Origin of the sequence: Rhodovulum visakhapatnamense (assembly GCF_004365965.1) — a bacterium.
GTDB lineage: Bacteria > Pseudomonadota > Alphaproteobacteria > Rhodobacterales > Rhodobacteraceae > Rhodovulum > Rhodovulum visakhapatnamense.
Window position 1 is genome coordinate 1 of sequence record NZ_SOEB01000029.1, and the last position, 14,144, is coordinate 14,144.

General features: G+C 69.8%; 13 protein-coding genes and 1 pseudogene. 9 read left to right on the forward strand and 5 right to left on the reverse strand.

What is annotated here, in order from left to right; translation table 11 throughout:
* Window positions 1-166: 166 nt before the first annotated feature.
* The 8 genes and pseudogenes from EV657_RS18780 to EV657_RS18815 all read left to right on the forward strand — a co-directional run.
* Window positions 167-268: pseudogene (locus EV657_RS18780) on the forward strand (IS5/IS1182 family transposase); the annotation flags it as partial.
* A 543-nt stretch (window positions 269-811) separates the two neighbouring features.
* Window positions 812-2,407: an ABC transporter substrate-binding protein gene (locus EV657_RS18785; protein WP_134079324.1), complete on the forward strand. Its 1,596-nt coding sequence runs from the start codon at window positions 812-814 to the stop codon at window positions 2,405-2,407.
* A gap of 34 nt (window positions 2,408-2,441) precedes the next feature.
* A complete protein-coding gene (locus tag EV657_RS18790) occupies window positions 2,442-3,431 on the forward strand; it encodes an ABC transporter permease (protein ID WP_134079325.1) in 990 nt (329 codons plus the stop codon).
* Complete coding sequence (locus EV657_RS18795; RefSeq protein WP_134079327.1) at window positions 3,424-4,245, forward strand: ABC transporter permease; 822 nt, start codon at window positions 3,424-3,426, stop codon at window positions 4,243-4,245. Before EV657_RS18790 ends, EV657_RS18795 begins: the two co-directional genes overlap by 8 nt.
* On the forward strand, window positions 4,242-5,021 hold the full coding sequence (locus EV657_RS18800) for an ABC transporter ATP-binding protein (protein ID WP_134079328.1): 780 nt from the start codon (window positions 4,242-4,244) through the stop codon (window positions 5,019-5,021). Before EV657_RS18795 ends, EV657_RS18800 begins: the two co-directional genes overlap by 4 nt.
* Window positions 5,018-5,797, forward strand: a complete 780-nt coding sequence (locus EV657_RS18805; protein WP_113668461.1) for an ABC transporter ATP-binding protein — start codon at window positions 5,018-5,020, stop codon at window positions 5,795-5,797. Before EV657_RS18800 ends, EV657_RS18805 begins: the two co-directional genes overlap by 4 nt.
* Window positions 5,794-6,915 carry an aminotransferase class V-fold PLP-dependent enzyme gene (locus EV657_RS18810; protein WP_113668460.1) on the forward strand — a complete coding sequence of 374 codons (1,122 nt, stop codon included), beginning with the start codon at window positions 5,794-5,796 and terminating at the stop codon, window positions 6,913-6,915. Before EV657_RS18805 ends, EV657_RS18810 begins: the two co-directional genes overlap by 4 nt.
* Window positions 6,916-6,918: 3 nt before the next feature.
* On the forward strand, window positions 6,919-7,662 hold the full coding sequence (locus EV657_RS18815) for an HAD family hydrolase (RefSeq protein WP_134079330.1): 744 nt from the start codon (window positions 6,919-6,921) through the stop codon (window positions 7,660-7,662).
* Window positions 7,663-7,672: 10 nt separating this feature from the next.
* Here the strand turns inward: EV657_RS18815 and EV657_RS18820 are convergent, their stop codons facing one another.
* The 4 genes from EV657_RS18820 to EV657_RS18835 all read right to left on the reverse strand — a co-directional run bounded on the left by EV657_RS18820 (window position 7,673) and on the right by EV657_RS18835 (window position 12,744).
* Window positions 7,673-8,179 carry a hypothetical protein gene (locus EV657_RS18820; protein WP_075785176.1) on the reverse strand — a complete coding sequence of 169 codons (507 nt, stop codon included), beginning with the start codon at window positions 8,177-8,179 and terminating at the stop codon, window positions 7,673-7,675.
* A gap of 72 nt (window positions 8,180-8,251) precedes the next feature.
* A complete protein-coding gene (locus EV657_RS18825) occupies window positions 8,252-9,139 on the reverse strand; it encodes a hydroxymethylglutaryl-CoA lyase (RefSeq protein ID WP_075785175.1) in 888 nt (295 codons plus the stop codon).
* The gene (locus EV657_RS18830) at window positions 9,132-11,078 is read right to left on the reverse strand and encodes an acetyl/propionyl/methylcrotonyl-CoA carboxylase subunit alpha (protein ID WP_134079332.1); all 1,947 of its coding nucleotides are present in this window, start codon (window positions 11,076-11,078) and stop codon (window positions 9,132-9,134) included. Before EV657_RS18830 ends, EV657_RS18825 begins: the two co-directional genes overlap by 8 nt.
* 61 nt (window positions 11,079-11,139) lie before the next feature.
* The gene (locus EV657_RS18835) at window positions 11,140-12,744 is read right to left on the reverse strand and encodes a carboxyl transferase domain-containing protein (RefSeq protein WP_113668455.1); all 1,605 of its coding nucleotides are present in this window, start codon (window positions 12,742-12,744) and stop codon (window positions 11,140-11,142) included.
* A gap of 124 nt (window positions 12,745-12,868) precedes the next feature.
* Between EV657_RS18835 and EV657_RS18840 the strand changes: the two genes are divergently transcribed.
* Window positions 12,869-13,468 (forward strand): OmpW/AlkL family protein, encoded by a 600-nt coding sequence (locus tag EV657_RS18840; protein WP_134079333.1) that lies wholly within the window; start codon window positions 12,869-12,871, stop codon window positions 13,466-13,468.
* Window positions 13,469-13,627: 159 nt separating this feature from the next.
* Here the strand turns inward: EV657_RS18840 and EV657_RS18845 are convergent, their stop codons facing one another.
* Window positions 13,628-14,143: a lysozyme inhibitor LprI family protein gene (locus EV657_RS18845; protein WP_112315925.1), complete on the reverse strand. Its 516-nt coding sequence runs from the start codon at window positions 14,141-14,143 to the stop codon at window positions 13,628-13,630.
* Between the last annotated feature and the right edge of the window lies 1 nt (window position 14,144).

Here is a 14,144-nt window from a genome sequence, read left to right on the forward strand (position 1 = left end):
ACATAAGATCTCGTGCCAAGCTGGTCTCCATCGCAGATGCCAGCTTGAATCATGCCCTACGCACGAGCGGAATCCCTTTTGTCAACACGACCTAGAGTCAGGACCCATGAATCTGCTTGAGGCTGTCCCGGCTGCATGATTCAAGCTCCCAAACACGAGGGGCATGATGAGCGGGCATTTCTGGCTGACCGACGAACAGATGGATCGACTGCAGCCGTTCTTTCCGAAGTCCCGGGGCAAGCCTCGCGTCGATGACCGGCGGGTGCTGCCCGACGACCTTGCCGCCCGCAGCGCCGCGCTTGAACGCCAGGACGGGCAATAGGGCGCCTGGTCGATCTCGGGTTTCCGCGATACGCTGCAACTGATCCCGGCGGCGATCTCGATCGAGCCCTGCGCCGTCCTCGCCCCCCCCCCGCGCGCGGCCGCGCTGATCGCCGATTTCAGCCGGTTCCTGACCTCCGAGCAGCAGGATCGCGACAACCGGTATACCCAGCTTCTGCGCCGTTGCTTCGGCCGGCAGGTGGACCGGACCTTCTGGTTCCTGATGGAGTTTCAAAGCAAGGTCCGGGATGCCCCCCCTCGACCTGCCCCCGAACTGACCGCAAGACGGATAGCGGGTGCCTGACCCGCTATCCAGTCGCCAAGCCGTCCGCCATCTGCCGCTTTTCCGGGCGAGACCGCAGGACAAGAGTCCCGAGGACACGGCAAGACCCGACCTGTCCCAAGCGCTCTTGCGTCCTGCCCCGGACGGTGCCAGCCTGCGGCAGGGCGGCACCGCCGCTGCGTCTTCCGAAAAGAACGGATGTTTCCAATGTTTGCCACGATTTCCCGACGCGGCGTCCTGACCGGCACCGCCGCTCTGCTTGCATCAACGGCCCTGCCCCGCCTCGCTCTGGCCCAAGGCGGCGGACGGCTGATCGTCGCTGCCGACAGCGAGCCCAGGCAGCTGAACCCGGCCATCGTCGCCTCGAACGGCGTCTTCTTCATCTCGTCGAAGGTGATCGAGCCGCTGGCCGAAGCATCCTACGATGCGGGCGGTCTGAAACCGCTGCTGGCGACCGGCTGGGAGGGCTCGGAGGACGGGCTGTCGATCACCTTCGCCCTGCGCGAGGGGGTAAGCTGGCATGACGGCACCCCCTTCACCTCGGCCGATGTCGCCTTCTCGGCGATGGAGGTCTGGAAGCCCCTGCAAAACATCGGACGCTCGCTCTTCGCCAATCTCGAGACCGTCGAGACCCCCGACCCGCTGACCGCCATCTTCCGCTTTTCCAAACCGACGCCCCTGCAGCTGATCGCGAACGCGCTGCCGGTGGTGTCCTCGGTGCTGCCGAAACATGTCTATGAGGGCAGCGACATCGCCGAGAATCCGGCAAACCGGGCGCTGATCGGCACCGGCCCGTTCAAATGGGGCGACTACCGTCCCGGCGAATACTACCTGCTGACCCGAAATGACAGCTATTGGGGCGAGGGTCTGCCCCATCTCGACGACATCGTCTTCCGGGTGCTGCCCGACCGCGCCGCCGCCGCCAGCTCGCTCGAGGCGGGCGAGGTGCATCTGGCGGCCTTCTCCTCGGTGCCGCTGGCCGATCTCGACCGGATCGCCAAGGTGCCCGGGCTGTCGGTCGTGACCAGGGGCTACGAGGCGCTGACCTATCAGCTGACCGTCGAGATCAACCACCGGACCGGGATCCTTTCCGATCTGAAGGTGCGCCAGGCCATTGCCCACGCCATCGACAAGGACTTCGTGCTGGACACGATCTTCCTCGGCTATGCCGAGAAGGCCACCGGCCCGGTGCCCGCCAACGACCCGACCTTCTATACCCCGGACGTCACGACCTACCCCTTCGACATAGCGGCAGCCAAGGACTTGCTCGACGAGGCCGGCTATCGCGAAGGGCCGGGCGGCACCCGGTTTTCGCTGCGGCTTCTGCCCGCGCCCTATTTCGCCGAGACCCGGCAATTCGGCGACTATCTGCGCCAGGCGCTGGCCGCCATCGGCATCGATGCGCAGATCGTGCCCCATGACGCGGCGGGCCATATCAAGGCGGTCTATACCGATCACGCATTCGATCTGGCCATCGCGCCCACCGTATTCCGCGCCGATCCGGCGATCTCGACCACCATCCTCGTGCGCTCGGGCCAGCCCGACGGGGTGCCCTTCTCGAACCAGGGCGGCTACGCGAACCCCGATCTCGACGCGCTGATCGACGAGGCGCTGGTGACGCTCGACCCGGGTAAGCGCGTCGCCCTTTACAAGGACTTCCAGCGGATGGTCACCGCCGACCTGCCGCTGATCAACGTGGCCGACTGGTCCTTCACCTCGGTCGTGGCCGACAGCGTGACCGGGGTCGCCACCAACCCGCGCTGGGTCGTCTCGAACTGGGCGGAGACCGGCCTTTCCGAATGAGACGGGTACGGCCAACCGCCCATGAGGCAGTCTGATGGCGCGGCTTGGCCGGGTCGTTCTGGTGCGCCTTGCGGGCAGCCTTCCGGTGCTGCTGATCGTGCTGGTGGGCGTGTTCGTGCTGCTCGACAGCGCGGGCGGGGATGCCGTCGACGCCTATCTGCTGTCGATGGGCGGGGGCGACGCGCAGATGGCGGCCGAGCTGCGCGCCCGCTACGGGCTCGACGGGTCCGTGCTGAACCGGCTGCTCTTCACGCTTGGCCAATATGCGCGGGGCGATCTGGGCTGGTCCATCGCGCTGAACCGCCCCATCGGCCCCGTGATCGCCGAGCGGTTGCCGAACACGCTCTGGCTCATGGGCAGCGCCACGGCGCTGTCCTTCCTGCTGGGCTCAGCCCTCGGCGTTCTGGCCGGACGCCGCCCCGGATCGGTCCTCGACCGGGTGCTGTCGGGCGGCTCGCTGTTTCTCTATTCGATCCCCAGCTTCTGGCTGGGTCTGGTGCTGGCCGTGGTCTTTGCGGTGCAGCTGCGCTGGCTGCCGGTCTCGGGGATCGAGACCATCGCCTCGGGCAAGGCGGGGCTGGCCCGCGCCGCCGACATCGCGCGGCATCTGGTGCTGCCGGTGGCAGCGCTGGGGATGATCTATCTGGCGCTTTTTCTCAGGATCATGCGCTCGGGCATGGCCGAGGCCTGGGGGCAGGACTTTACCCTCGCGGCCCGGGCGCGCGGGCTGCCCGACTGGCGCATCACCCTCAACCACGCCGCCCGGAACGCCCTTTTGCCGCTGGTGACCATGCTGGGGCTGCAATCGGCGGCGATGCTGGGCGGCTCGGTGGTGATCGAAAGCGTCTTCGCCATTCCCGGCTTCGGTCGGCTAGCACAAGAGGCCGTCGCGGGCCGCGACGCGCCCTTGCTGCTGGCGGTGATTCTGACCTCGGCCTTGATGGTGGTGATCGCGAACCTGCTGGTCGATCTGGCCTATGGCTGGCTCGACCCGCGCGTCGGGTCGGGAGCGGGCCATGACTAGACCCTTCCTCCGCCGGCCCGAGGCGCTTCTGGGCGGGGCGATCCTGCTGGCGCTGATCCTGATCGCGGGTCTCGCGCCGCTGATCGCGCCGGGAGATCCGCTGGCCATCGCGGGCCGCCCGCTGATCCCGCCCTTCACCGATGCGGGCCTGCCGCTTGGCACCGACCGGCTGGGCCGGGACCTGCTGGCCGAACTGATCCACGGCGCGCGCACCTCGGTCGCGGTGGGGCTTTCGGCGGCTCTGGTCGCAGTCTTCGCGGGCATGACGGTCGGCACCGCGGCGGGCTTTGCCGGCGGCGCCATCGAGGCCGCGCTGATGCGGATCGTCGATGCTTTCCAGATCGTTCCGGGCTTTCTTCTGGCGCTGGCCTTCGTGTCGGTCATGGGACCGTCGCTTTGGGTCGTGGTGCTGGCCATCGCGCTTGGCGCCTGGACCGGGCCCGCGCGGCTGGCCCGCGCCCGGGTGCTCAGCCTGCGCGAATCCGACTTCGTCGCCGCGGCAAAGGTCATGGGCATGTCCCCGGCCGAGATCGCCTTTCGCCAGATCATGCCGCTGGCGCTGCCGCCGGTTCTGGCGGTCGCCTCGGTGATCGTCGCGGCCGCGGTGCTGACCGAGGCGGCACTTTCGTTCCTCGGGCTTGGCGACCCCAATTCCGTGACCTGGGGGGCGATGATCGCCGAGGGGCGCAACCAGCTGCGCTCGGCCGCCTATCTGTCGATCATCCCGGGCATCGCGCTGGTGCTGACGGTGATCTCGACCTATCTGGTCGGCGAGGCGCTGACCGACAGTCTGACGGGGCGGGACAAGCGATGACCATGCTTCTGGGCCTTACCGGCCTGTCGGTCCGCTATCCCGGCGCCCGCGCCCCGGCTCTGGCCGATCTGGGGCTGGCGCTCTTCGAGGGCGAAAAGCTGGCCATCATCGGCGAATCCGGTTCGGGCAAGTCGACGCTGGCGCGCGCCATCGCCGGGCTGCTGCCCCCCGGCAGCCGCATCGAGGGGCGGATCGACTGGGGCGACGGGCCCATCCCCCGGCCGGGCCGCGATATCGGCTATGTGTTTCAGGACCCGGGCGGCAGCCTCAACCCGCTGCTCTCGGTCGGTCGCCACCTGACCGAGGTGCTGCGCACCCATCTGCCGCTGTCGCCGCGCGCCGCCCGCGCCCGCGCCGCCGCGCTTCTCGAGACCGTCCAGATCCCCGGCCCGGCGCAGGCACTCGACGCCTATCCGCACCAGTTCTCGGGCGGGCAGCGCCAGCGCATCGCCATCGCGCTGGCCATCGCCGCCGGGCCGAAGCTGCTGATCGCCGACGAGGCGACCAGCGCGCTAGACGTGCTGGTGCAGGCCGAAATCACCGCGCTCTTGCGCAGCCTTTGCGGCGCAAAGGGCATGACGCTTCTTTTCATCACGCATGACATGGCGCTGGCGGGTCAGCTCGCCGACCGGATCGCGGTGATGCATGCCGCCCGGATGGTCGAGATCGGCCCCGCCGCCCGGGTCCTGCAGGCCCCCCGCGAAAGCTATACCCGCTCGCTTCTGGCCGCCCATCTTGATCTGGCAAGCCCCCGCCTCGTCGGAGAGCCGCCATGACCCTCCTTCAGGCGCGCGGCCTGACCAAGACCTATCCCGGGGCCCGCCGCATCCGGGCGCTTGACGATGTGTCGTTCGAAATCGCCCCGGGCGAAACGCTGGGGCTGATCGGCCCCTCGGGCTGCGGCAAGTCCACGATTGCGCGGGTGCTGACCCGGCTGACCGAGCCCGATGCCGGAACCATCCAATTCGACGGACAGGACTGGGGCGGGCTGAAGGGCCGGACGCTGCGCCGCGCCCGGGGCGCCATGCAAATGGTGTTTCAGGATCCCGGCGCGGCCTTTCATCCGCGCGCCACGGTCTCGGGCGCGCTCTGCGAGCCGCTGCGCCTGCATGCCATCGCACCCCGGTCCGACTGGCCCGACCATGTCGAGAGGCTTCTGACCCAGGTCGGCCTTTCGCCCGAGCTTGCGCCCCGCCCGTTAAGCGCGCTGTCGGGCGGCCAGCGCCAGCGCGTCGCCATCGCCCGCGCCATCGCGCCCCGGCCGAAACTGATCGTGCTGGACGAGGCGGTCTCGGCGCTCGACGCCTCGGTCCGCGCGCGCGTCCTGGACCTGCTGGCGCAGTTGCAGCGCGAGATGGGGCTGGCCTATCTGTTCGTCAGCCACGATCTGGCGGTGACACGGGCGCTGTCGCACCGGATCGCGGTGATGGAGGCCGGCCGCATCGTCGAGACCGGCCCGGCCGAGGCGCTGCTGGCCGCGCCCCGGACCGAGATCCTGCGCCGCCTGATCGCGGCCGTGCCGACCATTCATACCGAGAAGGTTTCGTCATGAGTTCCCGCCCCCCTGCCCCCTTGCCCCCGTCCTGGCTGCCGCTGCCCGATGCCCCGGCCTTCCCGGCCGACGGATACGCGCCGCTGGCCGATGCCATCGGGCGGCTGATCGGCACCGCCAATGACGTGCTGCTGGTGCAGGGCGAGGCGATGGTCGCGCTTGAGGCGGCGGCCAGTTCGCTCGGGCGGCCGGGTGTCCGCGCGCTGAACGTCGTGACCTCGCTTTACGGGCGCTGGTTCGGCGGCTGGCTGAGGCGCGCGGGCGCCGAGGTGACCGACCTCGCGGGCGCCGCCCCGGGCCATCCGATCACGACGGATGCCGTGGCCCGCGCGCTGGAGGCCGGGCGTTACGATCTGGTGGCGCTGGTCCATGCCGAAAGCGCGACCGGCATCCTGAACCCGCTGCCCGGGATCGTGGCGCTGGCCAAGGCGCATGGCGCGCTTGTCGTGGTCGATGCGGTGGCCTCGCTCGGCGGACACCCGGTCGAGGTCGACGCGCTGGGAATCGACGTCGCGGTGATGGGGCCGCAAAAGGCGCTGGGCGGTCAGGCCGGAACCTCGGCCATCGCCGTCTCGCCCGCCGCCTGGGACCGGATCGCGCCCCCGGGCGAGGCGCCCTCGATCCTGTCTCTGGCCGATCTGCGGACGCTCTGGCTCGAGACCGGCCGGGGCGCGCTGCCGGGCACCCCCTCGGCGCTTGAATTCCACAGCCTCGCCCAGACGCTCGCCCGGGTCGAGGCCGAAGGCATGGCCGCGATCCGCGCCCGCCACGGTCGTGCCGCCGCCGCCGCCCGCGCCGGAGCCCGCGCACTGACCGGGGCCGAGTGGGTCGCACCCGGGCAGGCCTCGAACCTTGTCACCGCCGCGGCCCTGCCCGAGGGCCTTTCGGCCACCGAACTGCTGACCCATGCCAGCGGCGATGCGCTGAGCGCGGGCGTGGGTCCGGCGGGCGAGCGTTTGGCGCGGCTCAATCACACCGGCCCCCGCGCGCGGCTTGAAACCGTGCTGGGCGATCTCGCCACGCTGGGGGCGGCGCTCGACGCCGCGGGCCACCCGGCCCGCACCGGCGCCGCGTTGTCTGCCGCCGAGGCCGCCTGGCGCGAGGCGGAGACGGCCTGAGCCATGCGCCCGCCCCGGACCATCCTTCTCGACCTCGACGACACGTTGCTGACCGCCTACCGCCAGCCGGAACGGACCTGGGCCGCGATCATCGCCGAACATGCCGATGCGCTGGGCGAACATTCGACCCGCTGGGTCACCGCCGAGGTGCTGGACCGGGTGCTGAGCTTTCTTGCCGATGAAGAGGGCCGCAAGCTCTGGCGGCTCGAAGGCGACGCGACCCGGCGGCGGGTGGTGCGCGCGGCCTTTCACCGGCTGAACCTCGCCCGCCCCCCCGGGTCCGAGCCGCTGCACGGGGTCGATGCCGACCGTATCGCCGACCGGTTCGAGACCTATCTCGAAGAGGCGATCACCCTCAAACCCGGCGCGCGCGAAATGCTGGCGGGGCTTGGCGCGGCCGGGTTGCGGCTGGGGCTTCTGACCAACGGCACCCGCACGCGCCAGCGCGCCAAGATCGCGCGTTTCGGGCTTTCGCCCTTCTTCCGGGCGATCCAGATCGAGGAAGAGGCGGGTTTCGGCAAGCCCGACCCGCGCGCCTATCTGCGCCTGCTGGCCCGGCTCGATACCGCCCCCCGCGACGCCTGGATGCTGGGCGATGATCCGGTATGGGACGTCGCCGCCCCCGCCGCACTGGGCCTGACCGCGATCCTCTACGACGAGACGGGCCGCACCCCCCTGCCCGAGGGCGCGGCCGCGCGGATCGACCGGCTCGAGACCCTGCCGCGTCTTCTCGCCCAGACCGCCTGAGGCCGCCCTCTCAGGCCGAAACCGGATGGTGCGGCGCCTCGGCCCCCAGACAGTCGGGCGTCGCGCGCCATTCCGGGCCGAACAGCACCGGCCCTGCAAAGAAACAGATCGCAGGCAGATCCGCCGGACAGGGGCCAAGCGCCACGCGCGGCACGAAGGGCGGCAGGTCCCAGACCGCCCCGGCCCCGGTCAGCTCGCGCCAGCGCGTCTCCAGCTCGGGCGCGCCGAAGACCAGATCGACACCGCCCGCCGGGGTCCGCTCGAAGCGCGGCCTTTGCGGGGTGATCGCGATCCGGTGCGGGTCCGGCTCGAAGACCTTGAGGCCCCAGTCGACCGGGGCCGTGCTATGGGCCAGCGTCACATGCGGGTCGTCGGGCATCGTCTCGAGCCCGAGCTGGCGCAGGACGGGCCGCAGCACCTCGCGGTTGAGGATCGAGCGGCGCAGGTGCAGGGGGTGGGCACCGCTGCGCGTTTCGCGCTGGGCGGCAAAGGGACAACGGCCGGTTGTGTGTTCCATGGAGCGCTCCATTTCCGAGTCGCATCATGCGGCCCGGACGGGCCTTTCATGGATGCGATAAATCGCCCCGTTTCAAGAGGCTGCTCCACCGGGGCCGGTTCCGGGCGGGTCACCGCGCATGCGCCGGGCCAGCGCCGCCGCCTCGGCCAGCCGCGTCGGGTCGAGCCCGGTGTCGAACCCCAGTTCGGCCAGCCGCGCCGCCACCTTCTCGGTCGCGGCATTGCCGGGCGCCCCTCTCGCAAAGGGGCAGCCGCCAAGCCCGCCCACGGCGGCATCGAAGACCCGAAGCCCGGCCTCCAGCGCCGCCTCGATATTGGCCATGGCCCGCCCGCCGGTGTCGTGGAAATGCCCGGCCAGGCGCGCGGGCGGGGCAACGGCCAGCACCGCGTCAAGCATCGCGGCAACCGTCTGCGGCGTGCCCCGGCCGATGGTCTCGCCCAGGCTGATCTCGTAGCAGCCAAGCGCCAGCAGCCGGTCCGCCAGCGCCGCGACCGCCCCGGGCGGCATGGGCCCGTCATAGGGGCAGTCGGTCACGCAGGAGATATAGCCGCGCATCGGCAACCCGTCGGCCTTCGCCGCCGCCGCGACCGGAGCAAAGCGGCGAAAGCTCTCGTCGATCGAGGCGTTGATATTGGCGCGGCTGAACCCTTCGGAGGCCGAGGCGAAAATCGCGATCTCGTCGGCCCCCGCCGCACGGGCCCGTTCATAGCCGCGGATGTTCGGGGTGAGCGCGGCATAGCGCACGCCCGGCGCACGGCGGATGCCCGCCAGAACCTCGGCCCCGTCGGCCATCTGCGGCACCCGTTCGGGCCGAACAAAACTGGCCGCCTCGATCCGCCGGAACCCCGCCTGACCGAGGAGGTCGATCAGCGCGATCTTTTCAGCGGCCGGAATAGCGCGGGGTTCGTTCTGCAACCCGTCGCGCGGGCCGACCTCGAAGATCTCGACCCGGTCAGGCATCGTCCTGCTCCGGGACAAGCCGCACCAGCGCGGCCCCCGCCTCGACCTGCGCTCCGGGCGCGGCCAGCACCTCGGCCACCACGCCCTCGCGGGGGGCGGCCAGCGTGTGTTCCATCTTCATCGCCTCGAGCACCGCCAGCGGCTGGCCCGCGGCGACGCGGTCGCCCACGACGACGGCCAGCGACTTGAGCAGCCCCGGCATCGGCGCCTCGATCACATCCGCTCCGGCCCCCGCCGCCGTCGCCCGGTCCAGCGGATCAATGGGCGTGAAGCTGAACGTTCCCTGAGCGCCCGCGAAGACATGGATCGCGCCGCCCGCCCGCCGCACGGCGCCCGCCGAGGCACCGTCGATCCGCCAGCCGTCGGCGGCGCAACGGGCCTCAAGCACCGCCTCGCCGATCTCGACCGTCGCGTGATCGGGCCCGTCGAAGAGAAGCGTGCCGGTGACCTCGTCGCCGTCGCGGCCAAGCGTCACCACGCGCCGCAGAGGGGCCCAGAGGGTGAACCCCGCCAGCGGGCCGGCGGACGGCGCTGCGGCCTCAAGCAGGGCCACCGCCTCGACCGCGCGGGCGGGCGGCGGGCTTTCGGCAAGGCTTTCGATGTCCCTCTCGATCAGGCCGGTATCGACCTCCCCCCGGGCAAAGCCCGCATGCCGGGCTAGACGCCCCAGAAAGGCAAGGTTCGTGGTCGTACCCGCGACCTGCGTGTCGTCGAGCGCCCGGGCCAGCCGGTTCAGCGCGACCGCGCGGGTCGGGCCGTGGGCCACGATCTTGGCGATCATCGGGTCGTACCAGGGGCTGATCGTGTCGCCCGTCCGCACGCCGGTATCGGCGCGGATACCGCGCGGAAAGGCCAGATGCGCCAGCGTGCCGGTTGCGGGCAAGAACCCGGCAGGCACGTCCTCGGCGTAAAGCCGGGCCTCGAAGGCGTGACCCGTCAGCGGGATCCGGTCCTGCGTCAGCGGCAGCCCCTCGCCCGTGGCAACGCGGAGCTGCCATTCCACCAGATCGAGCCCGGTCACGGCCTCGGTCACCGGATGTTCGACCTGCAGCCGCGTGTTCATCTCCATGAACCAGAACCGGTCGGGGCGCAGCCCGTCCGAGCCGTCGACGATGAACTCGACCGTGCCCGCCCCGCGATAGCCGATGGCGCGCGCCGCGCGCACCGCCGCCTCGCCCATGGCGGCGCGCATCTCGGGCGTCATGCCGGGCGCCGGGGCCTCCTCGATCACCTTCTGATGGCGGCGCTGCAGCGAGCAGTCGCGTTCGTAAAGATGAACCGCATCGGTGCCGTCGCCGAAAACCTGAACCTCGATATGGCGGGGGGCCTCGATCAGCTTCTCGATCAGGACGGTATCGTTGCCGAAGGCCGCGCGCGCCTCGGACCGGGCCGACGCGAGCGCTGCGGCGAAGTCGGCCGGGCGCGTGACCTTGCGCATGCCCTTGCCGCCGCCCCCCGCCACCGCCTTGATCAGGACCGGCCAGCCGATGGCCTCGGCCGCGCCTTCGAGATGGGCGTCGTCCTGGTTGGCCCCGTGATAGCCGGGCACGACCGGCACGCCCGCCTTTTCCATCAAGGCCTTGGCCGCGTCCTTCAACCCCATGGCGCGGATCGCGTCGGCCGTGGGGCCGATGAAGGTCAGGCACGCGGCCTCGACGGCCTCAACGAAACCGGGGTTTTCCGAGAGGAACCCATAGCCCGGATGGATCGCCTCGGCCCCGGTTTGCAGCGCGGCCTCGATGATCCGGTCGGCGCGCAGGTAGCTGTCGGCGGGCGCTGGCGCGCCGATGGCGACCGCCTCGTCGGCCAGCGCCACATGGGCGGCGCGGGCATCGGCCGTCGAGTGGACGGCGACGGTGGCAATGCCAAGGCGCCGGGCGGTGGCGATGACCCGGCAGGCGATCTCGCCGCGATTTGCGATCAGGATCTTGCGGAACATGCCGTGCCTTTCGTTGCGGGCGTCGGGATTTGGGTATTTTTGCCAAGAAGAAGCATGCGCGTCACATCCGGAAGACGCCGAAGCGGGTTTCGGGGATCGGCGCGTTCAGCGCGGCCGACAGCGACAGGGCCAGCACCTCGCGCGATTTGCGCGGGTCTATGATGCCGTCGTCCCAGAGCCGGGCCGAGGCGTAAAGCGGGTGGCTTTGTTCGGCGAACATCTCGATCGTCGGGCGCTTGAAGGCGGCCTCGTCTTCGGACGTCCAGGTGCCGCCCGCCCGTTCGATGGCGTCGCGCTTCACCGTAGCCAGCACGCCCGCCGCCTGTTCGCCGCCCATCACCGAGATGCGGGAATTGGGCCAGGTCCAGAGGAAGCGGGGCGAATAGGCCCGTCCCGCCATGCCGTAATTGCCCGCGCCAAAACTGCCGCCGACCAGCATGGTGATCTTCGGGACCGCCGCGGTCGCGACCGCCGTGACCATCTTGGCGCCGTGGCGCGCGATGCCCTCGTTTTCGTATTTGCGCCCGACCATGAAGCCGGTGACGTTCTGCAGAAAAACCAGCGGCGTGCCGCGCTGGGCGCAAAGCTCGATGAAATGGGCGCCTTTCTGGGCGGCCTCGGAGAAGATCACGCCGTTATTCGCCACGATTCCGACCGGGCAGCCCATGACATGGGCAAAGCCCGTCACCAGCGTCTCGCCGAAGCGCGGCTTGAACTCGTCGAAACGCGAGCCGTCAACGATGCGCGCGATCACCTCGCGGATGTCATAGGGCGTGCGCAGATCGGCGGGCACGACGCCCAGGATCTCATCGGGGTCATAGGCCGGGTCCTCGGGCGTTTCCCGGCGCACGGTCGCGGGCCGTTCGCGGTTCAGATGCCGGACGGCGCGGCGGGCCAGTGCCAACGCATGGGCATCGTCCTCGGCCAGATAATCGGCCACACCCGAAAGCCGCGTATGCACGTCGCCGCCCCCCAGATCCTCGGCCGAGACGACCTCGCCCGTCGCAGCCTTGACCAGCGGAGGACCCGCGAGAAAGATCGTGCCCTGGTCGCGCACGATGATGGTGACGTCGGACATGGCGGGCACATAGGCCCCGCCCGCGGTGCAGGACCCCATGACGACGGCGATCTGCGGGATGCCCGCGGCCGACATCTGCGCCTGATTGTAGAAGATCCGCCCGAAATGATCGCGGTCGGGGAAAACCTCGTCCTGGTTGGGCAGGTTCGCCCCCCCGGAATCGACGAGGTAGAGGCAGGGCAGATGGCACTCGGCCGCGATCTCCTGGGCGCGCAGGTGCTTTTTCACCGTCATCGGGTAATAGGTGCCGCCCTTTACCGTGGCATCGTTGGCCAGCACCATGACCTCCTGGCCTTCGACCCGGCCGATCCCGGCGATGGCCCCGGCGCAGGGCGCCGCACCGTCATAAAGCCCATGGGCCGCGGTCGCACCGATTTCGAGGAAAGGACTGCCGGGGTCGAGCAGATTGGCCACCCGGTCGCGCGGCAGCATCTTGCCGCGCGCGACATGGCGGGCACGCGCCGCCTCGCCGCCGCCCGCGGCAGCCAGCGCCGCGGCCTCGGCGACCTCGCGCAGCGCCGCGAGATGGGCCGCGCGGTTGGCCTGAAACACGTCGGATGCGGGAAGGGCGGCGGATCTCAGGCGCATCGCGTGTCCTCCGCGCACCATTGTATGCAACACCATACCGCGAATTGATACAAGTCAAGGAAATCCGCCCCGATCCGCCCCATGGACGCGAATGATTCAAATTCCAACTCTAAGGATCGCTGCAATGAAGACCTCCCTGTTTGCCATTGCCATGACCGCAGCCGCTCTGGCCGGGTCCTCCGCGTTTGCCCAGTCGCAGGGCGACTGGACCCTTGGCCTCGGGCTCGGCTACGTTCTGCCCAAGGACGACAACGGCAGGCTCGCCGGAAGCGAGTCCCATGTCGGCGACAACGCGCGGCCGACCATCACGTTCGAGTATTTCTTCGCCGACAACTGGGGCGTCGAGGTGCTGGGTGCGCTGCCCTTCAAGCACAACATCCATATCGACGGCGTCGGCGAGGCGGACACGCTGCAGTTGCCGCCGGTGGTGTCGTTGCAATACCACTTCGTGACCAGCAGTTCGGTCACGCCCTTCCTCGGCGCCGGTTTGAACTACACCACCTTCTGGGATACCGACAGCGCGCTTGGCGATGTCGATATCGACGACTCCTGGGGGCTCGCGCTCCATGCCGGCGTCGATTACGCGATCGACGAGCGCCACGCGATCCGGGCCGATGTGCGCTGGATCGATATCGACAGCGACGTCAAGCTGAACGGCTCGAAGATCGGCACCGCGCATATCGACCCCTGGGTCTTCGGCGTGTCCTATATCTGGAAGTTCTGACCCGTCCGGGCCAGTCCGCGCCCTGCCCGGATCGTGCCGGGCCGGGTATCGCATCCGATGACGCGCGCCCTGCTGCAGCCGGGCGCGCGGTCCTTCCCGCGTGCGCATCGGTTCCTCCCTGGCGGCACCGCCCGCATGACCCGATGCGAGGCGGCGGCGCTATTTGGTCTCCATGTATTTCACCGCGCTTTCCATGAACATCGCGCGCGCGGCGATCTGCTTCATCGTGCAATTGGCGGCGGCGGTCATCCGGTAGGGCGTGCCGCGACGCATCATCGCCTCGACCCAGCACCGGGTCTTCTGCCAGGTATCCCATTGCTCCTGCTCGTTCTTCAGGTCGTTGACCATGGTCGCGTGCAGCGGTTCGTCCTGGGTTTTCGCAAAGTCCTTGTCGGCGGTCTCGGCCAGGCCCAGCAGCTTTTCAAAGGCGCTGTCCATGCGCGCCTTCCAGTATTCGCCTTCAGCCTGCTGGCAGGCGGCAATGTCGCTGACGGCAGGCGACTTCATCTTCTGAAAGCAGGCGCGCGCGGATTCACCCACGCAGGCGATGTCGGCGCCCGGCATCTTCTGCTTGTCCATGCAGGCCAGCGTCGCATCGGGCTTGAAGTCGTATTGCTGGGCCAGCGCGGGGGTGGCCGCGGCCAGCGCGGCGGCGAGGATCAGGGACAGTCGCATC

What these genes read in the sequence shown, in the direction of transcription:
- EV657_RS18785 (WP_134079324.1), top strand. Translation starts at nt 812, where the DNA reads ATGTTTGCCACGATTTCCCGACGCGGCGTCCTGACCGGCACCGCCGCT.
- EV657_RS18790 (WP_134079325.1), top strand. Translation starts at nt 2,442, where the DNA reads ATGGCGCGGCTTGGCCGGGTCGTTCTGGTGCGCCTTGCGGGCAGCCTT.
- EV657_RS18795 (WP_134079327.1), top strand. Translation starts at nt 3,424, where the DNA reads ATGACTAGACCCTTCCTCCGCCGGCCCGAGGCGCTTCTGGGCGGGGCG.
- EV657_RS18800 (WP_134079328.1), top strand. Translation starts at nt 4,242, where the DNA reads ATGACCATGCTTCTGGGCCTTACCGGCCTGTCGGTCCGCTATCCCGGC.
- EV657_RS18805 (WP_113668461.1), top strand. Translation starts at nt 5,018, where the DNA reads ATGACCCTCCTTCAGGCGCGCGGCCTGACCAAGACCTATCCCGGGGCC.
- EV657_RS18810 (WP_113668460.1), top strand. Translation starts at nt 5,794, where the DNA reads ATGAGTTCCCGCCCCCCTGCCCCCTTGCCCCCGTCCTGGCTGCCGCTG.
- EV657_RS18815 (WP_134079330.1), top strand. Translation starts at nt 6,919, where the DNA reads ATGCGCCCGCCCCGGACCATCCTTCTCGACCTCGACGACACGTTGCTG.
- EV657_RS18820 (WP_075785176.1), bottom strand. Translation starts at nt 8,179, where the DNA reads ATGGAACACACAACCGGCCGTTGTCCCTTTGCCGCCCAGCGCGAAACG.
- EV657_RS18825 (WP_075785175.1), bottom strand. Translation starts at nt 9,139, where the DNA reads ATGCCTGACCGGGTCGAGATCTTCGAGGTCGGCCCGCGCGACGGGTTG.
- EV657_RS18830 (WP_134079332.1), bottom strand. Translation starts at nt 11,078, where the DNA reads ATGTTCCGCAAGATCCTGATCGCAAATCGCGGCGAGATCGCCTGCCGG.
- EV657_RS18835 (WP_113668455.1), bottom strand. Translation starts at nt 12,744, where the DNA reads ATGCGCCTGAGATCCGCCGCCCTTCCCGCATCCGACGTGTTTCAGGCC.
- EV657_RS18840 (WP_134079333.1), top strand. Translation starts at nt 12,869, where the DNA reads ATGAAGACCTCCCTGTTTGCCATTGCCATGACCGCAGCCGCTCTGGCC.
- EV657_RS18845 (WP_112315925.1), bottom strand. Translation starts at nt 14,143, where the DNA reads ATGCGACTGTCCCTGATCCTCGCCGCCGCGCTGGCCGCGGCCACCCCC.